We start from the raw sequence: 14,517 nt of genomic DNA, 5'->3' as shown, positions 1-14,517 counted from the left end.
AAATGGGACATTATGTCCCATTTTTCTTTTCATCTTCCTATAAAACATTTTATAGGGAGATGAAAAGAGATTTGACATCCCATATGAAAAGAAGTGAAATAAATAGTATATTATAGTATAGGAAAAAAGAGCTCTATCCCTTACAATACATGGAGAGGGAGAATATGATAGGTTTTACAAGATAGAATCAATGAAAGTTTATGACTTCCCCTATTACTTGCAACGGGTGCAAGATGAAAATATATAAAATGGCAGAGAAGTGAAAGGAGGGGATTTTTATGACAGTTACAATTAAAGATGTGGCGAAGAAGGCGAATGTAGCACCATCTACCGTTTCTCGTGTAATTGCTGATAATCCAAGTATAAGTGAAAAAACAAAGCGTCGTGTTCGGAAAGTAATGAGTGAACTAGGGTATCATCCTAATTTAAACGCAAGAAACCTAGCTAACCAAACAACAAAAACACTTGGCCTTGTTATGCCAAGTTCTGCAAGTAAAGCTTTTCAAAATCCGTTTTTCCCAGAAGTTATAAGAGGGATTAGTTCGTTTGCACATGTGGAAGGGTATGCGCTTTATATGTCGACAGGTGAAACGGAAGATGAAATTTTTAATGGTGTTGTAAAGATGGTGCAGGGGCGCCAAATTGGTGGCATTATTCTTTTATATTCAAGAGAGAATGATCGGATTATTCAATATTTACATAAACAAAATTTCCCGTTCGTATTAATCGGGAAACCATATGATCGTAAAGAAGAAATTACATATGTAGATAATGACAATTATACAGCTGCAAGAGAAGTAGCAGAATATTTGATTTCATTAGGTCATAAACAAATCGCGTTCATCGGCGGTGGATCAGATTTACTTGTGACGAGAGATCGTTTGGCTGGTATGAGTGATGCTTTAAAATTAGCAGACATTGTATTGCCGAAAGAGTATATTTTACATTTTGATTTTTCAAGAGAAAGTGGTCAACAAGCCGTGGAGGAATTAATGGGGCTAAAGCAACCACCGACAGCAATTATGGCAACGGATGACTTGATTGGACTTGGTGTGCTAAGTGCACTTTCTAAAAAAGGATTCGTTGTACCGAAGGATGTTTCAATTGTAAGCTTTAATAATGCTTTATTATCAGAAATTGCGAGTCCTCCGCTTTCAACAGTTGACGTGAATATATATCAGCTAGGATATGAGGCAGCAAAAGCTTTAGTTGATAAAGTAGAGAATGCGGAGTCTACTGCAAAGTGTATCATTATTCCGCATAAATTACTGAAGCGTCAAACTTGCGATCATTATGCATAAAAAAAGCTAAGAGTTTAACTCTTAGCTTTTTGTTGTAGAAAGGCTTCTAAACGGTCACAGCCTTCTTTTAAAGTTTCAATACTATATGCATAGGATAAGCGAAGGTAGCCTTCACCATATTCAGAGAATGCTGTTCCAGGAACGACGGCAAGTCCAGCTTCTTTCACAAGATCAAGTGCAAAATCAAATGATGAAGATGTTAAATGGCCAACATATGGGAATAAGTAAAATGCACCTGTTGGCTTTTCAACTGTTAAGCCCATTTGAATGAGTCTATTATATACGTAATCACGTCGTTTTTTGTATTGATGACGCATCATTTTTGGTGCATCTTTAGCAGCTGTTAAAGCTTCAATTGCAGCATATTGAGCGATTGAAGTAGCGCACGTTACGTTGTATTGATGAACTTTTAATATATGCCCAGCTAAATAGTTTGGTGCGAATAATAGACCGATACGCCAGCCAGTCATAGAATGCGATTTTGATAAACCGTTAATGACGATAGTCTTTTCACGCATTTCTGGGAAATGAGCGATCGATGTATGTGTTTGTTCATATACAAGTTCGCTATAAATTTCATCAGAAAGAACGAAAATATTTTTATCTTTTAAAACATCTACAATATCCTGTAGTTCTTCTTTTGATAAAGTTACACCAGTTGGATTAGAAGGATACGGCAGTACGACGCATCTTGTTTTTTCTGTAATGGCCTTTTCCAGTGCTTCGGCTGTTAAACGGAAGCCAGTTTCACGAACATCGATAAAAATAGGTGTTGCGCCGCATAATCGAATAATCGGTTCGTACCCTGGATAAATAGGGGCAGGTAAAATGACTTCTGTTCCTGGCTCTAAAATCGTTCGAAATGCAACATCAATTGCTTCACTAGCACCGATTGTAACGATGGTTTCGTTTTCAGGTGAATAATGTAAATCATAGTTATCTTTTACAAAGTTACAAGCTGCCTTGCGTAACTCTAGTAAACCAGCGTTATGTGTATAGCTTGTATAATTTTCTGTAATAGCCCGTTTTGCCGCTTCTTTTACGAGAGAAGGTGTAGGAAAATCAGGTTGTCCAATTGTTAAAGAGATAAGATTATCATAGTTTTGAATCATGTTAGAGAATTGACGGATTCCAGAAATTTGGATGTCCTTTACTCTAGGGTTAATGAATTGTTCCATTGTATCTCCCTTTCTTCCGTTTGAAAATTAAGTTCATTTTAACATATTTTCTATCATTTCGCTTGCGTATATGGTATGTAGAAAGAGAGGAATAATAGAAAAAAAGCCGCTGTAAGCGACTTTTTAATATCCGTATTCCCAATCTATTTCATCTTCATTCCAAAGTACAGAGGATACTTTGCCAAGGTGAACAACTGATTCATTCACAGCGCATGTGCAATTTTCTTCTCCTGTTTTATGCTGTAACTCTTCATACACTGATTTTTCAACGTTTTCTAGAACGACCAAATTTTCTTCTTTTAAAACAAGCGTAGTACCCGCCATATTTATCTTCCTCCTACTAAAATAATGATCACTTATTTGTAAACATAGATAGTATGGATTATATGCTGTATTTTGCTATAGTTGTCCGTCTTATGAAGTATTTTTTATTTTCTTTGTAATCCGTATTCATTGTATACTGTCGGGCAGAAATTTGGTACAGGGTTTACATTCATTTCGAAAATCTGTAACAATTATTATGTGTTGTTAACAAAGAATTAACAAATATGTTAAGAAAAATCAAAATTTTAAAACAAACAAACCTGTAAAATGATATAATCATATCAAAATACATATAGGGGATGAGAGGCTATGGAGCTTATCCGTGATTTAATGATCCAAATTGCAATCATTATTTTGCCACTATTTTTATACGAAGCGATTCGTTTAAATCGTTATCAAGAAATGCCTCCGAAGCCGAACCGCTACTTTATTATGTTTTTATCTAGCATTACACTCGTTCTCTCTATGACATATTCTATTTGTTTTGGGGACGTTTGCGGGTATAACTTTCACCCAATCCCAATTGTTAGTGGTTTTTTATATGGTGGGATTGTTGGTTTAATCCCGGCCGTTATTTTTGTTATCTATGAATGGGCGCTAAAGGGCATAAACCTTCTTCCAGTCATAGAAGTAATATTTCTATTGATAGTTCCATTATTTTTATCAAAGAAATGGTCTCTATTTTCAAGGGATAAGAAGCTAATTTTAGCATTTATGATTTCATCATTGTACGTACTTGTTTCTTTAGTGATTGGTATGATTAACGTTCTGTTAGAAACGGGGTTTACACCATATGTTTCACACTTATATAGCGGATATATATTTGCTTCGCTTATTATGGTTATGACAATGGTATTTCAGGTGTACTTAACAGAATATTTAAATGAAAATGCAATACTACGTACAGAGATGCAAAAGTCAGAGAAACTTAATATTGTAAGTGAGTTAGCAGCAAGTGTTGCACATGAGGTTCGAAATCCGCTCACTGTTGTTCGTGGTTTTATTCAATTGCTAGAAAGTACGGAAGATGTGAAGAACAAGGATTATATGCGTCTCGTATTAGCTGAATTGGACCGGGCAGAACAAATTATTTCAGATTATTTAAATTTAGCAAGGCCACAAATTGAGAAAAAAGAACATATTTGCTTATCAGCTCAATTAATAGAAATGACGACTCTTATGTCATCATTTGCAGCGATGCAAGGTGTATATTTGCAAGTTGAGATTTCTGAAAGTCTTTATACGATCGGTGATAAAACGAAATTGAAGCAAGCCATTATGAATGTTGTTAAAAATGGTATTGAAGCAATTCAAGGAAATAAAGGATATTTAAAAGTAACGGCTATACAAAAAGATGAAACGATTGTAATAAGAGTTAAAGATAGTGGTGTTGGAATGACGAAAGAACAATTAGCAAGGCTCGGACAACCGTATTATTCTTTAAAAGAAAAAGGGACAGGATTAGGACTAATGGTAACATTTAGTATTTTACAAGCGCATAATGGTACGCTGGAATATAAAAGTGAAAGTGGGAAAGGAACTGAAGCGATTATTATATTGCCAGCTGTAAGAAATAAGGAATAAAAGTTACCGATAGAAGGTAACTTTTTATTTTATATTAGAAAAAATATATTATGCTATTCAGTTGTTTTTTCTTGTTTTGTTCGGCTAAATAAACTTCTAAATGATTGGAAAAAGCTTTGTTCTTTTGAAGCGGCGACTAATCTTTTTGTTTCTTGAATTTCGCGAATTACTTGCATAAGTTGTGCATCACGGTTGCTATCTTTATTATAAATTTGATTTACGAGTTTATTCATTTTTTCTTCTTGTTTAGATTCTCGTTTATACATATGATTCATTAATAAGTCCATCTTTTCTTTTTGCAGAGCATCTGTTTGAGCGGCATGATCCACTAACTCTTGTAGCATTTTTTCCTGAGATCCTTCTTTTACATAAACTTGTTGCATCAACTCATCTAGCTTTTCATCTTTTAAACGATTTTGGGTAATAAGGGTAGAATTTTGATGAATAATGGCTTCATTTAGTTGAGCGAGCATTTCAAGTTTTAACATGAATTCCTCGAAGTTGCGCCCATCTTCTTTTTCTTTCGGTTGTATTTCTTGCGTATTTTGTATAACTGGTACAGGTGGGGCCTCTTTTTCTTTTAAAATAATTGGTATCGTTTCTGAAATATCTTCCTGCAATGTAGCAGCTCTTTCATGTATAGATTTCAATAGTTTTAAATCATCAAGTTTATAAATACGAGCATCAGCTGTTTTGGAAATTATATAACCATGTTCTTCTAACAGTTGACTATATTTGCGGACTATATGTTTTGGGATGCCTGTTTTATTCGTCACATCTTTCGTTTTATAGGTAGCTTCCATAATATTTCCTCCCCAAAAAGTATCGTATATATCATTTCAATCTTTTATGAGGACTTCCTTTGAAAAAGAATGTCGGAAGGTTATTAGTTTTCTACAGCATTAGTGAAAAGATGAAGAAAAATGAGAGTTTTTAGCGGAATGGCGAAGAAGAGCTAAAATAATGTCTGAAAACATATACAGGAGAAGTTTGTTATAATAACTGAGGAAAAGAAACTGGTAGAATCATGGAGGTATACATGAAGCAATTAAAAGGTATTATCATTTCAATTATTGCAATTCTTTCTATTGTAGTAGCGGTGTATGAAGTGCTTGTTCCAGAGGAAACAAGTATTAAAAAAACAAATGCGTATGATCAAGTTCTAGAATTTCCGAAAGATCGATACCCAGAGACAGGGAAACATATTACGGATGCTATAAAAGAAGGGCATTCAGAAGTGTGTACAATCGACCGTGGTGGCGCTGCGGATAGAAGAAAATTATCGTTAGCTCCATACCCATCAAAAAAAGGGTATGATCGTGATGAATGGCCAATGGCGATGTGTAAAGAAGGCGGAAAAGGAGCGCACATCGAATATATAAGTCCAGCAGATAATCGCGGAGCAGGCTCTTGGGTAGGAAATAAGTTAGATAAATACCCAGATGGTACGCGTGTAAAATTTGACGTAAAGTAGTAGTTGTATATTTCATAATGAAGGAGGAGGGAAACGATGGAGTTAACAATTTCGTATTCGCAATTAATGTTGATGAACTATGACGGTGATCAGCCTTACGTTGACTGGACGGATGAAGATTTTGAGAGAGGTTATGCGAAGACGGATGGAACTGTTATTTTTGAAGCACTTTCTGATTATACTTGTGAAGTAAAAGTGACCCCAGGGAAACATATTGAGAAAGAAGAAGTAATTAGAACGGTTACAGTTCCTTTTACAGTTGAAAATGAATGTATCGTTGTAACAAGTATTCTTTCAAATAAATTTCAAATTCCTATTCCAAATGGAGAGTATACGGTTGTATTACAGGCAACACCCCTTGAAGAACCAACGGATGATGAATTATATAAAATACAATATGAATTCTTTTTTGAAAGTAAAGAATAAAGAATGGGGTATCCTCAAAAAGGATACCCCATTTTTATTATGCGTTTGTTTTTAGCAAGGAACGAGCGTCTTTTGCCGCTTGCACCATGTGCTCTAAAGCTGGAATAACTTCTTCTGTTCTTCTCGTTTTTAAACCACAATCAGGATTAATCCAGAAATATTTAGGATCGCATACTTTTAAAGATTGTTCTACGATTTTATACATTTCATCTTTACTTGGTACACGTGGGCTATGAATATCATATACACCTAGACCGATGCCTTTTTCATATGTTGTATGTTTTAATGTATCAATAAATTCACCGTGACTTCTTGATGTTTCGATAGAAATCACATCTGCATCTAATGCGCGAATCACATCAACGATATCTTCGAAGTTACTGTAACACATATGAGTATGAATTTGTGTTTCATTTGCTACAGATGAAGTGGCTAAAAGGAAGGATTGTACTGCCCATGTAATATAAGCGTCCCAATCTTTTTCTTTTAGTGGCATTCCTTCACGAAGTGCTGGCTCATCGACTTGAATTACTCGAATTCCGGAAGATTCAAGTAGTTCAATTTCATGACGAAGAGCTAATGCAATTTGATATGAAACTTCTTTTCTTGGAATGTCATTTCGAACGAAGGACCAATTTAAAATCGTAACAGGTCCAGTTAACATGCCTTTTACAACTTTCTCTGTTAAGCTTTGTGCATGAACAGTTTCCTTAATAGTCATTCCGTTAATAAAGGCTACATCACCATAAATAACAGGTGGTTTTACGCAGCGGGAACCGTATGATTGCACCCAACCGTTTTTAGTGAATGAGAAACCAGCAAGGCGTTCACCAAAATATTCGACCATGTCAGTTCTTTCAAACTCACCATGTACAAGAACATCAAGACCAATTTCTTCTTGGTAACGAATCCATTTTTCTGTCTCTTTTTCAATAAATTGTTCATATTGTTCATTTGAAATAACACCGTTACGCCATTCTTTTCGCGTTTGGCGAACTTCAGTTGTTTGCGGGAAGCTACCGATAGTTGTTGTTGGTAACAACGGTAACTTCAAAGCAACTTGTTGCAATTCATATCGTTTTTCAAATGGAAGAGGTCGTGAAAAATCTTCTTCTTTTAGTGCTGTTCGTGCTGCTTTGACATCTTCTCGGTTACGTGCAGCAGATGAACGAATTGTATGATGTACATTTCGATATGTTTCCAGCTCATTACGAATGCTTTCTGTACCTTGAGTTAGAGCGGAATGAATAAGAACTAACTCTTCTAATTTTTGATTTGCAAATGCCAACGCGTCAAATAGCTCAGTCGATAAGTGAGTTTCTTCTGTTTTATCGATTGGCGTATGCAATAAGCTACAAGAAGGCTGAACGATGAAGTTTTTCGTTTGGACTTGTTTTTGTAACGTTGTAAATAACGTAAGAACTTCATCAAGATCGGCTCTCCAAATGTTACGGCCATCTATACAACCAACAGCTAAAGTTTTATCAGCTGGGAATCCATATTTTGAAATAGCATGTAGATTACCTTCTTTACCATGAATGAAATCTAATCCAATATTTGATACTGGGAATGTAATGATTTCTTCATAGTTTTCTTCTACACTATCAAAATATGTTTGTAAAAGAAGATTCGCATTTGGAACTTCTTTACGAATAGCTTCATAAATTTCTTTTGCTTGTTGAACTTCTTCTTTCGTTAAAGAAGCGAAAATCGGTTCATCAACTTGAATGATTTGTGCACCAGCTGCATGTAGTTCTGAAAGCAGTTGTACGTAAGGTGCAACTAACTGTTTTAAAATAGTAGCAAATTGCTCTTGTGTATAGCCTTTAGCTAATTTCAAGAAAGTATATGGTCCTAAAATAACAGGTTTTCCATCTACTCCTAATTCTTGTTTTGCCTCTTCGTATAAGCGAAGTGGACGATTATCTTTTAAAGAGATTTGTAATCCCTCTTCATATTCTGGAACGATATAATGATAGTTTGTGTTAAACCATTTTGTCATTTCGGAAGCTACGTGATCTTTAGAGCCACGCGCCATTGCGAAATATACATCAAGGTAAGATGTAAACTGAGAAAAACGTGATGGGATAAATCCTAGCATATAAGCAGTATCCAAAACGTGATCGTAATATGTAAAGTCGCCAATTGGAATAAGTTCAATCCCTTTTTCTTGCTGTGCTTTAACGTGTTGAAGACGAATTTCTTTCATTGTTGTTAAAAATTGTTCTTCATCAATTTTATTAGACCAAAAAGCTTCCAATGTTTTTTTCCACTCTCGTTGTAGTCCGATACGTGGATAACCTAAGTTACTTGTTTGAATTGCCATTTCAAATTCCTCCCTAATTGAAAGTAAGCATTTCCGTTTACTAGGAAATACCTATAACAAAAAGCATATAGGCATAGAAAATAAGCCTTCCTTTTTGTTTTAACACCTCATCATCATCCGTGAATCTATCAGTGTTGTTAAAACAGGCAGGTCTCCTGACTTATGCTTCATATGATTTCTTTCACCTTCCCGTTTTCACAGTGGCATTAAAAAGAAATCTCAGCATTTACAGTGGCGGGACCGTGTTGGAGTTTCACCAAGCTTCCCTTTTAAACACGAAACAAACTGTTCGTGTACCCATTTTCCTTTTGAAAGGAATTTAACAAGCGATATGATATTGAAACAAATTCTAACACAATTTTTGGAATTTTGTCTACTGTTTTGAAATAAGAAAATTCTAAAGTTTTTTATTTTAATTATTTGTATTTTTCTGATTTTTTAGAGTGAAGAAACATGAGGAGAATTGAAATAAAGTGCAATTAAATTTATAAAGAAATGGGTACCTATACATACATAAGATGCCAGTTATGTTATTAAATAATTGGTTTATCTTATATAGAAAATTAAACAAGCATAACCCCAACCTAAATTAGAATGGGGTTATACTTGTTTTAGACTTTGAAATAAAATAACTATATTGTCATTTTACAGTTTCTATTTTAAAAGTTTAATCCGTATCTATATCAATTTCTGAAAGTCGCCCGGCAACAGCATCTGCAAGAAGGGTGTTTAACCATTGCAATTCGACTGTAATATGTTCAATAACGCTTTGCAAAATATATCGCTGTGCACGTGGGATGTGTCCTTTGCTACTATCATATATAGTTTGCATATTATGTAAATATTGAATGGTGTCATTTTTCTTTTTTTCTAAAATAGGAACTAACTCTTCATCATTACCAAAATGAGTGAAAGAGAGTGCCGAATAAATTGGTTTATATATTTGATTTTTTGCCTCGAATTGTTTTAATAGTAATGTGTGAAATAACCGCTTACCTTCGTCTGTTATATGAAAAATTGTTTTATCTGGTCTATTTGTATCTCGAACAATAGTTGTAACACGAATTGCCCCTTGTTTTTCTAATTGCTCAAAGGCATAGTAAAGTGATCCTTTTGCATATTTAATGTAACAGTCCATTTGTCTTTCTTTCATGATGTGCTGCACTTCATATGGATGTTTATCTCCTTCGAGTAGTAAGCCGAGAATGACTAATTTCATGCTCATGCTGTCTCAACTGCTACTAAAAATATAGACAAATGTATATTCTTAGAGTATTCCTGCTTCTACGTGCCCTGCCTCGCTAATCACTTGCTACTACAGTTTGCTGTGACACTCCACAGGCGTAAATTCCGATGTAGCCCACCGTACATATATACAAACTATTTACGTTAGTATTGTATATTCTTTTGCTTGTAAAAGGTTGATCGCTGCGTTCAAATCTCTATCCATTACATTGCCACATTCACATGTATATACTCGGTCAGATAGCTTTAAATCCGCTTTCTTTTGACTGCAACATGAGCATAACTTTGACGATGGATAAAACCGGTCTACTTGACGTAATTCAATTCCATATTCCTCACATTTCGTCAAAAGCCACGTTTTAAAAGTAAAAAAAGACTGCTTGGCAATTGTTTTAGATAAATGTTTATTCTTCATCATACCTTTCACATTCAAATCTTCCACTGTAATAAACGTTGGTTTGGTTTTCACCACATTCGTTACAATAGACTTTACATATTCTATTCGAATATTCGCTAATCGAGCATACAACTTTTGCACTCTAAGAACATTTTTATCTATATTCACTCTTTTATTAGTAACAGATTTTTCACCTCTTTTTTTTAGATTTTCAAATTTACGTGCTAAAGAGCGTTGTTCACGTTTTAACCGTTTTTCTATCTTTTTTACTTTTATTGTTTTGTTGATGTTTTCATGAACGATACCATCGCTACGTGTAGCAAAATCCTTCACTCCTAAATCAATCCCTAGACCTATTTTATTGAGTGCTAACTTTGTTGCCATTTCTTCCAATTCGCAAAGTACAGATACAAAATATCTTCCTTTTGGGTTTCGGTAAGCAGTTAAAACACCTTGATTGTCCCACCTTTGCAATGTCTTAACAGAGACATTAAGCATTTCTGAAAATTCTTTTGGTTTATATTGTTTCATAATTACTTTTTTGCTATATATGCACACTTTTGTCTATGTTTTTGTTTACTGTTTCTTTCTCCTGTATATAGAAACTTGATCCCGATTGGTGAGGGATAATAACCAGTAGGAATGGTTCCTTACTGATCAAAGATTTACTTTATATATTATAAACGGCATACCCTTTTTCATAAAGGGTATGCCGTTTCTTTTTTCTATACTAACTTACCTGCTTTTGTTTTTGTTTCGTTTTTGGTCCTGTAAAAAGACGCTCATTTCCCATAAGTAAAATGCAAATAATACTTAGTACAGCCGGGATCAGTGCCCAGAAGAATGTACTGGCAATAGATGTAGCTAGAGCTTCTTTAATACCAGTTAATATTTCAGTTGGTATTTTATCGGTAGCACCTGGTGATAATAAGAAACTTGTGTCTCCACCCTTTGGAGCTAATTTTGCTAGTTCAGGTGGGAAGAGAGTGTTTAGTTTATCTGTAAAAATATGATTTTGAATTGTACCGAAAATTGTTACACCAAGAGTCATACCGAGTGAACGGAAAAATGAGTTTGTTGATGTAGCAGAACCACGGTCTCTCATTTCTAATTTGTGAATCGAAGACATACTTAAAACTGAGAATGAGAAACCAACACCAAGTCCAGCGAGAACCATAAATAGTGTTACGAGTAGGCGAGGTGTGTCCATTGTTAAAGTGCTTAGTAAATAAATGCCAAGAACGAAGAAAACGCCAGATGCCATCATAATGTTACGATAACTTGTTCGAGAAGCTAACTGTCCACCCGTTTGACTTCCAATTACAGAGCCAATCATCATAGGTGTTAAAATTAATCCAGCATTTGAGGCTGAACCACCGAGAACACCTTGAACGAAGATTGGGATATAAACTGTACAGATGATAAAAGCGGCACCATAGAAAAAGGCAACACCTTGGCTAGCTGCGAATAAAGGTTTTTTAAATAGATGGAAAGAAATGATAGGCTCGGTTGCTTTTCGTTCTACGAAGAAGAAAATAATAAGCATAATAACAACTGTTGTAAATAAGCCGATAATCACAGTAGAATCCCATGCGTATTCTTTACCACCAAGTTCTAATGCGAACATTAAGCAAACGATACTAATAACAAGTGTAATAGCGCCAGCCCAATCAATTTTTTGTTTTCTAAATTCTAGAGATTCACTATAATATTTCGTAATGAAGAAGAAGGAGATAAGTCCTAATGGAATATTAATATAGAAGACCCAGTGCCAACTTATATAGTCTGTAATATAAGCACCTAATAAAGGGCCGAATACACTAGATGTTCCGAAAACAGCACCGAATAGCCCTGTCATTTTTCCGCGCTTTTCTGGTGGGAATATGTCGTACATAATAGTGAAGGCGATAGGCATAAGAGCTCCGCCACCAATTCCTTGAATTGCTCTATAAATACTTAATTGCTCAATACTAGATGCTGTTCCACAAAGTGCAGAACCGAACAAGAAAAGAATAAGGCCACCAATATAAAAGCGTTTCCGTCCGTACATATCAGAAAGTTTTCCGAAGATAGGCATTCCTGCCATTGTTGCTACCATATATGCAGACGTGACCCAAACGAACTTGTCAAATCCTCCTAGGTCTCCAACGATTGTTGCCATTGCTGTTGCAACGATTGTATTATCCATTGCCGCCATTAAAATACCAAGTAGTAAACCCGCAACAACAAATTTTGTCTTGCTGGAGTCTTTTTTTGATAATTGAGATTCCAAAGATAACCCTCCTTTAATAATAAGTAAACTATATTAAGTTTTGAGTGCAGCGCATAAAAATTATAAATATATTTTTAAAAATCAATTTACACAAGTGCACTGACAAAGCCATAAAGAATATTATAGTCAAGTTTGACTAAAAGGCAAACTTTTTCTTCCGTCAAAATATTCTGTTGTATGGACAGCGAAAGAGTGAGTAATACTTAGTATTGGTAAAAAGTCAATGAAGGAAATTGTAAAAAAATATTTCAGTAAGAATACCTGCTGTTAACAGATGAAAAATGGTTTTTTCTTTACTTTGTCGAATAGGATAAAAGGAAGAGTAATAACTATATATCGTTTGTAACGAGCTTTATTAATATTGTGTAGAGAGGCAGAATAAGGTCGTATGGATATGATGCATCTGAAATGGGGTGAATATTATTATGAAAATATGGAAACGAATTCCGGATCAAGGAAGGCGTTCAATACCGCTACAACCGGTATTATGGATTGATGGCTCAAAAAAGGAAAATGAATGTCCTAACGTAGCAGTTACATTACAAATCCGTAGTATGTATAAAGAAAAATTTTCATATGAACTGACCTATGATGTAAACGACATACTTATTATTCGAATTGAAGTTGAAAATAAAGGAATGGAAATGATTTCACGAGTTGTAGTAAGTCATATGATTCGAGATTATTTTGCCTATATTCCAAATTCATTAAAGGTTGATAAGGGGATGAGCGAGTTTCTGTTCCAGCTTGTAAGGTGGAGAATCGATAATTTATTACCAAATGAGAAGGTAGAATTAATTTGTAAAATAAAAGCAAATAAAGATAAAGAACTCAAAAACACACTATTTCAGGCTACATATACATTTCAATATAACGGAGTATCATATGGTCCGTTGCAAACAAATGAAGTTGTTGTACGGCAATGATAAAAAGGAACCTGTATGAAAGGTTCCTTTTTGATTCCCTTTTTTGTTCGATCCATATTTACAATAGCGTCGATTTGATTGTATGTAATGAAGTTTACTCCGAAAGAATTAAATAGTAATTTTAGCGACTACAGAAACCCCGATAGTAAACGTATAATATCTGATAGATTTTTCTTTTGTAGCATGTAGGTCACCATATTTCTAAAATGATGCATGGCATATATATGAAATAGAATAGAATAGAAATGGTAGACAAGCTTAAGCGGAAATGTACACTCAATATGTACATTTTTTATTTTGTAGAAAAACATAATTGTTATAGAAACATATATTGGTATAGAAGGGAGGTGAAGTATGAAACATAAAGGGAAAATTAGTGGATTATTACTTGGGAATACAGTGGCAGTTACAGAATGGATTGCGCTTCAGGATGTAATTACAAAACTGGATTCGCGATCATTTTATACCGTCTTTATTATTTATATATTGCAAATGATACTCAGCTATTATTTTGGACATTGGTATGATAAAAAAGCGAGTGGGCGTATGGATACGGAAGTAGGAGGAATGGCAAGTAATGATTTTGTAGTTGATTTTTTTGAGAAAGTAGCTGCTTTATCAGAACGAGATTCTCATAATATTACAGTGTACATTCTTTCTGTGAAAGAATGGAAAGGGCTAAAAGAAACAGTGCAAGAAAAAAAATTGGAGGTGTTAGTACAAAAATTGGAGAGCACGATTGTAAAGACAATTCGTAAAGGCGATGTCGTTACGAAGTGGGATGAAAATAATTATGTGATTGTGGCGATTGATAACGGACATGAAAAGTCGACAATAACAAACCGATTAATGAAAAATATTGAAAGTGAAATAGAAAATGGTTTGTTAAGTATGACTCTATTATTTGGGGCTGCTAGCTATCCTATAGAAGGAAAAACGTTTGAAGAATTGTTAAGAAAGGCACAAAATCAATTGTACCAGCATAGAAATTTGTAAAAAAATAAGTGAAATTTTGATTTGAAGAAATATGATATGAAGAAGTTTTTATTGTAACATTTTTTTGA

The 14,517-nt window shown here is 34.5% G+C and carries 13 protein-coding genes, 1 pseudogene and 1 riboswitch; of the genes and pseudogenes, 6 read left to right on the top strand and 8 right to left on the bottom strand.

Annotation, left to right across the window (positions count from 1 at the left end):
* Positions 1-278: 278 nt before the first annotated feature.
* Positions 279-1,301, top strand: a complete 1,023-nt coding sequence (malR, locus tag BAQ46_RS07690; protein ID WP_000219043.1) for a maltose operon transcriptional repressor MalR — start codon at positions 279-281, stop codon at positions 1,299-1,301.
* A gap of 14 nt (positions 1,302-1,315) precedes the next feature.
* On the opposite strand, the gene BAQ46_RS07685 is transcribed toward malR, so the two are convergent.
* Together BAQ46_RS07685 and BAQ46_RS07680 are read right to left on the bottom strand one after the other, a co-directional pair.
* Complete coding sequence (locus BAQ46_RS07685) at positions 1,316-2,479, bottom strand: aminotransferase A (protein WP_000434564.1); 1,164 nt, start codon at positions 2,477-2,479, stop codon at positions 1,316-1,318.
* A 123-nt stretch (positions 2,480-2,602) separates the two neighbouring features.
* Positions 2,603-2,803, bottom strand: a complete 201-nt coding sequence (locus BAQ46_RS07680) for a hypothetical protein (RefSeq protein ID WP_000929285.1) — start codon at positions 2,801-2,803, stop codon at positions 2,603-2,605.
* Between the two features lie 309 nt (positions 2,804-3,112).
* Between BAQ46_RS07680 and kinB the strand changes: the two genes are divergently transcribed.
* A complete protein-coding gene (kinB, locus tag BAQ46_RS07675; protein ID WP_000420384.1) occupies positions 3,113-4,387 on the top strand; it encodes a sporulation sensor histidine kinase KinB in 1,275 nt (424 codons plus the stop codon).
* A gap of 53 nt (positions 4,388-4,440) precedes the next feature.
* Here kinB and BAQ46_RS07670 read toward each other — a convergent pair whose 3' ends face one another.
* Complete coding sequence (locus BAQ46_RS07670; protein WP_000388462.1) at positions 4,441-5,190, bottom strand: DUF3967 domain-containing protein; 750 nt, start codon at positions 5,188-5,190, stop codon at positions 4,441-4,443.
* A 236-nt stretch (positions 5,191-5,426) separates the two neighbouring features.
* Here BAQ46_RS07670 and nucA point away from each other — a divergent pair, with 236 nt between their 5' ends.
* Both nucA and comJ read left to right on the top strand, forming a co-directional pair.
* The gene (gene nucA / locus BAQ46_RS07665) at positions 5,427-5,861 is read left to right on the top strand and encodes a DNA-entry nuclease (RefSeq protein ID WP_000811499.1); all 435 of its coding nucleotides are present in this window, start codon (positions 5,427-5,429) and stop codon (positions 5,859-5,861) included.
* A 36-nt stretch (positions 5,862-5,897) separates the two neighbouring features.
* Positions 5,898-6,287, top strand: a complete 390-nt coding sequence (gene comJ / locus BAQ46_RS07660) for a competence protein ComJ (RefSeq protein WP_000424017.1) — start codon at positions 5,898-5,900, stop codon at positions 6,285-6,287.
* A 37-nt stretch (positions 6,288-6,324) separates the two neighbouring features.
* Here the strand turns inward: comJ and metE are convergent, their stop codons facing one another.
* The 4 genes from metE to BAQ46_RS07640 all read right to left on the bottom strand — a co-directional run bounded on the left by metE (position 6,325) and on the right by BAQ46_RS07640 (position 12,527).
* The gene (gene metE, locus BAQ46_RS07655) at positions 6,325-8,613 is read right to left on the bottom strand and encodes a 5-methyltetrahydropteroyltriglutamate--homocysteine S-methyltransferase (RefSeq protein WP_071741816.1); all 2,289 of its coding nucleotides are present in this window, start codon (positions 8,611-8,613) and stop codon (positions 6,325-6,327) included.
* 128 nt (positions 8,614-8,741) lie between these two features.
* Positions 8,742-8,929: riboswitch (cobalamin riboswitch) on the bottom strand.
* Positions 8,930-9,280: 351 nt separating this feature from the next.
* The gene (locus BAQ46_RS07650) at positions 9,281-9,838 is read right to left on the bottom strand and encodes a PadR family transcriptional regulator (RefSeq protein ID WP_002193785.1); all 558 of its coding nucleotides are present in this window, start codon (positions 9,836-9,838) and stop codon (positions 9,281-9,283) included.
* A 159-nt stretch (positions 9,839-9,997) separates the two neighbouring features.
* Positions 9,998-10,786: an RNA-guided endonuclease TnpB family protein gene (locus tag BAQ46_RS07645; RefSeq protein WP_084638313.1), complete on the bottom strand. Its 789-nt coding sequence runs from the start codon at positions 10,784-10,786 to the stop codon at positions 9,998-10,000.
* 199 nt (positions 10,787-10,985) lie between these two features.
* A complete protein-coding gene (locus BAQ46_RS07640; protein WP_061132251.1) occupies positions 10,986-12,527 on the bottom strand; it encodes an MDR family MFS transporter in 1,542 nt (513 codons plus the stop codon).
* A 425-nt stretch (positions 12,528-12,952) separates the two neighbouring features.
* Here BAQ46_RS07640 and BAQ46_RS07635 point away from each other — a divergent pair, with 425 nt between their 5' ends.
* Positions 12,953-13,453: a hypothetical protein gene (locus BAQ46_RS07635; RefSeq protein WP_000708168.1), complete on the top strand. Its 501-nt coding sequence runs from the start codon at positions 12,953-12,955 to the stop codon at positions 13,451-13,453.
* Here the strand turns inward: BAQ46_RS07635 and BAQ46_RS07630 are convergent.
* Positions 13,393-13,638, bottom strand: a pseudogene (locus BAQ46_RS07630) (hypothetical protein). The gene BAQ46_RS07635 and the pseudogene BAQ46_RS07630 overlap by 61 nt on opposite strands.
* 169 nt (positions 13,639-13,807) lie before the next feature.
* Between BAQ46_RS07630 and BAQ46_RS07625 the strand changes: the two are divergent.
* Positions 13,808-14,449 (top strand): diguanylate cyclase domain-containing protein, encoded by a 642-nt coding sequence (locus BAQ46_RS07625; protein ID WP_071741815.1) that lies wholly within the window; start codon positions 13,808-13,810, stop codon positions 14,447-14,449.
* The last annotated feature ends 68 nt before the right edge of the window (positions 14,450-14,517 follow it).

It is taken from the genome of Bacillus paranthracis (assembly GCF_001883995.1).
GTDB lineage: Bacteria > Bacillota > Bacilli > Bacillales > Bacillaceae_G > Bacillus_A > Bacillus_A paranthracis.
Note: the sequence above shows the minus strand (reverse complement) of the source record. Positions and strands in the feature narration are given on the sequence as shown.

Excerpts from the sequence above, each read along its gene's own strand:
- BAQ46_RS07645 (WP_084638313.1), bottom strand. The coding sequence starts at position 10,786 with ATGAAACAATATAAACCAAAAGAATTTTCAGAAATGCTTAATGTCTCT.
- comJ (WP_000424017.1), top strand. The coding sequence starts at position 5,898 with ATGGAGTTAACAATTTCGTATTCGCAATTAATGTTGATGAACTATGAC.
- BAQ46_RS07680 (WP_000929285.1), bottom strand. The coding sequence starts at position 2,803 with ATGGCGGGTACTACGCTTGTTTTAAAAGAAGAAAATTTGGTCGTTCTA.
- BAQ46_RS07685 (WP_000434564.1), bottom strand. The coding sequence starts at position 2,479 with ATGGAACAATTCATTAACCCTAGAGTAAAGGACATCCAAATTTCTGGA.
- nucA (WP_000811499.1), top strand. The coding sequence starts at position 5,427 with ATGAAGCAATTAAAAGGTATTATCATTTCAATTATTGCAATTCTTTCT.
- metE (WP_071741816.1), bottom strand. The coding sequence starts at position 8,613 with ATGGCAATTCAAACAAGTAACTTAGGTTATCCACGTATCGGACTACAA.
- BAQ46_RS07635 (WP_000708168.1), top strand. The coding sequence starts at position 12,953 with ATGAAAATATGGAAACGAATTCCGGATCAAGGAAGGCGTTCAATACCG.
- BAQ46_RS07670 (WP_000388462.1), bottom strand. The coding sequence starts at position 5,190 with ATGGAAGCTACCTATAAAACGAAAGATGTGACGAATAAAACAGGCATC.
- kinB (WP_000420384.1), top strand. The coding sequence starts at position 3,113 with ATGGAGCTTATCCGTGATTTAATGATCCAAATTGCAATCATTATTTTG.
- malR (WP_000219043.1), top strand. The coding sequence starts at position 279 with ATGACAGTTACAATTAAAGATGTGGCGAAGAAGGCGAATGTAGCACCA.
- BAQ46_RS07650 (WP_002193785.1), bottom strand. The coding sequence starts at position 9,838 with ATGAGCATGAAATTAGTCATTCTCGGCTTACTACTCGAAGGAGATAAA.
- BAQ46_RS07625 (WP_071741815.1), top strand. The coding sequence starts at position 13,808 with ATGAAACATAAAGGGAAAATTAGTGGATTATTACTTGGGAATACAGTG.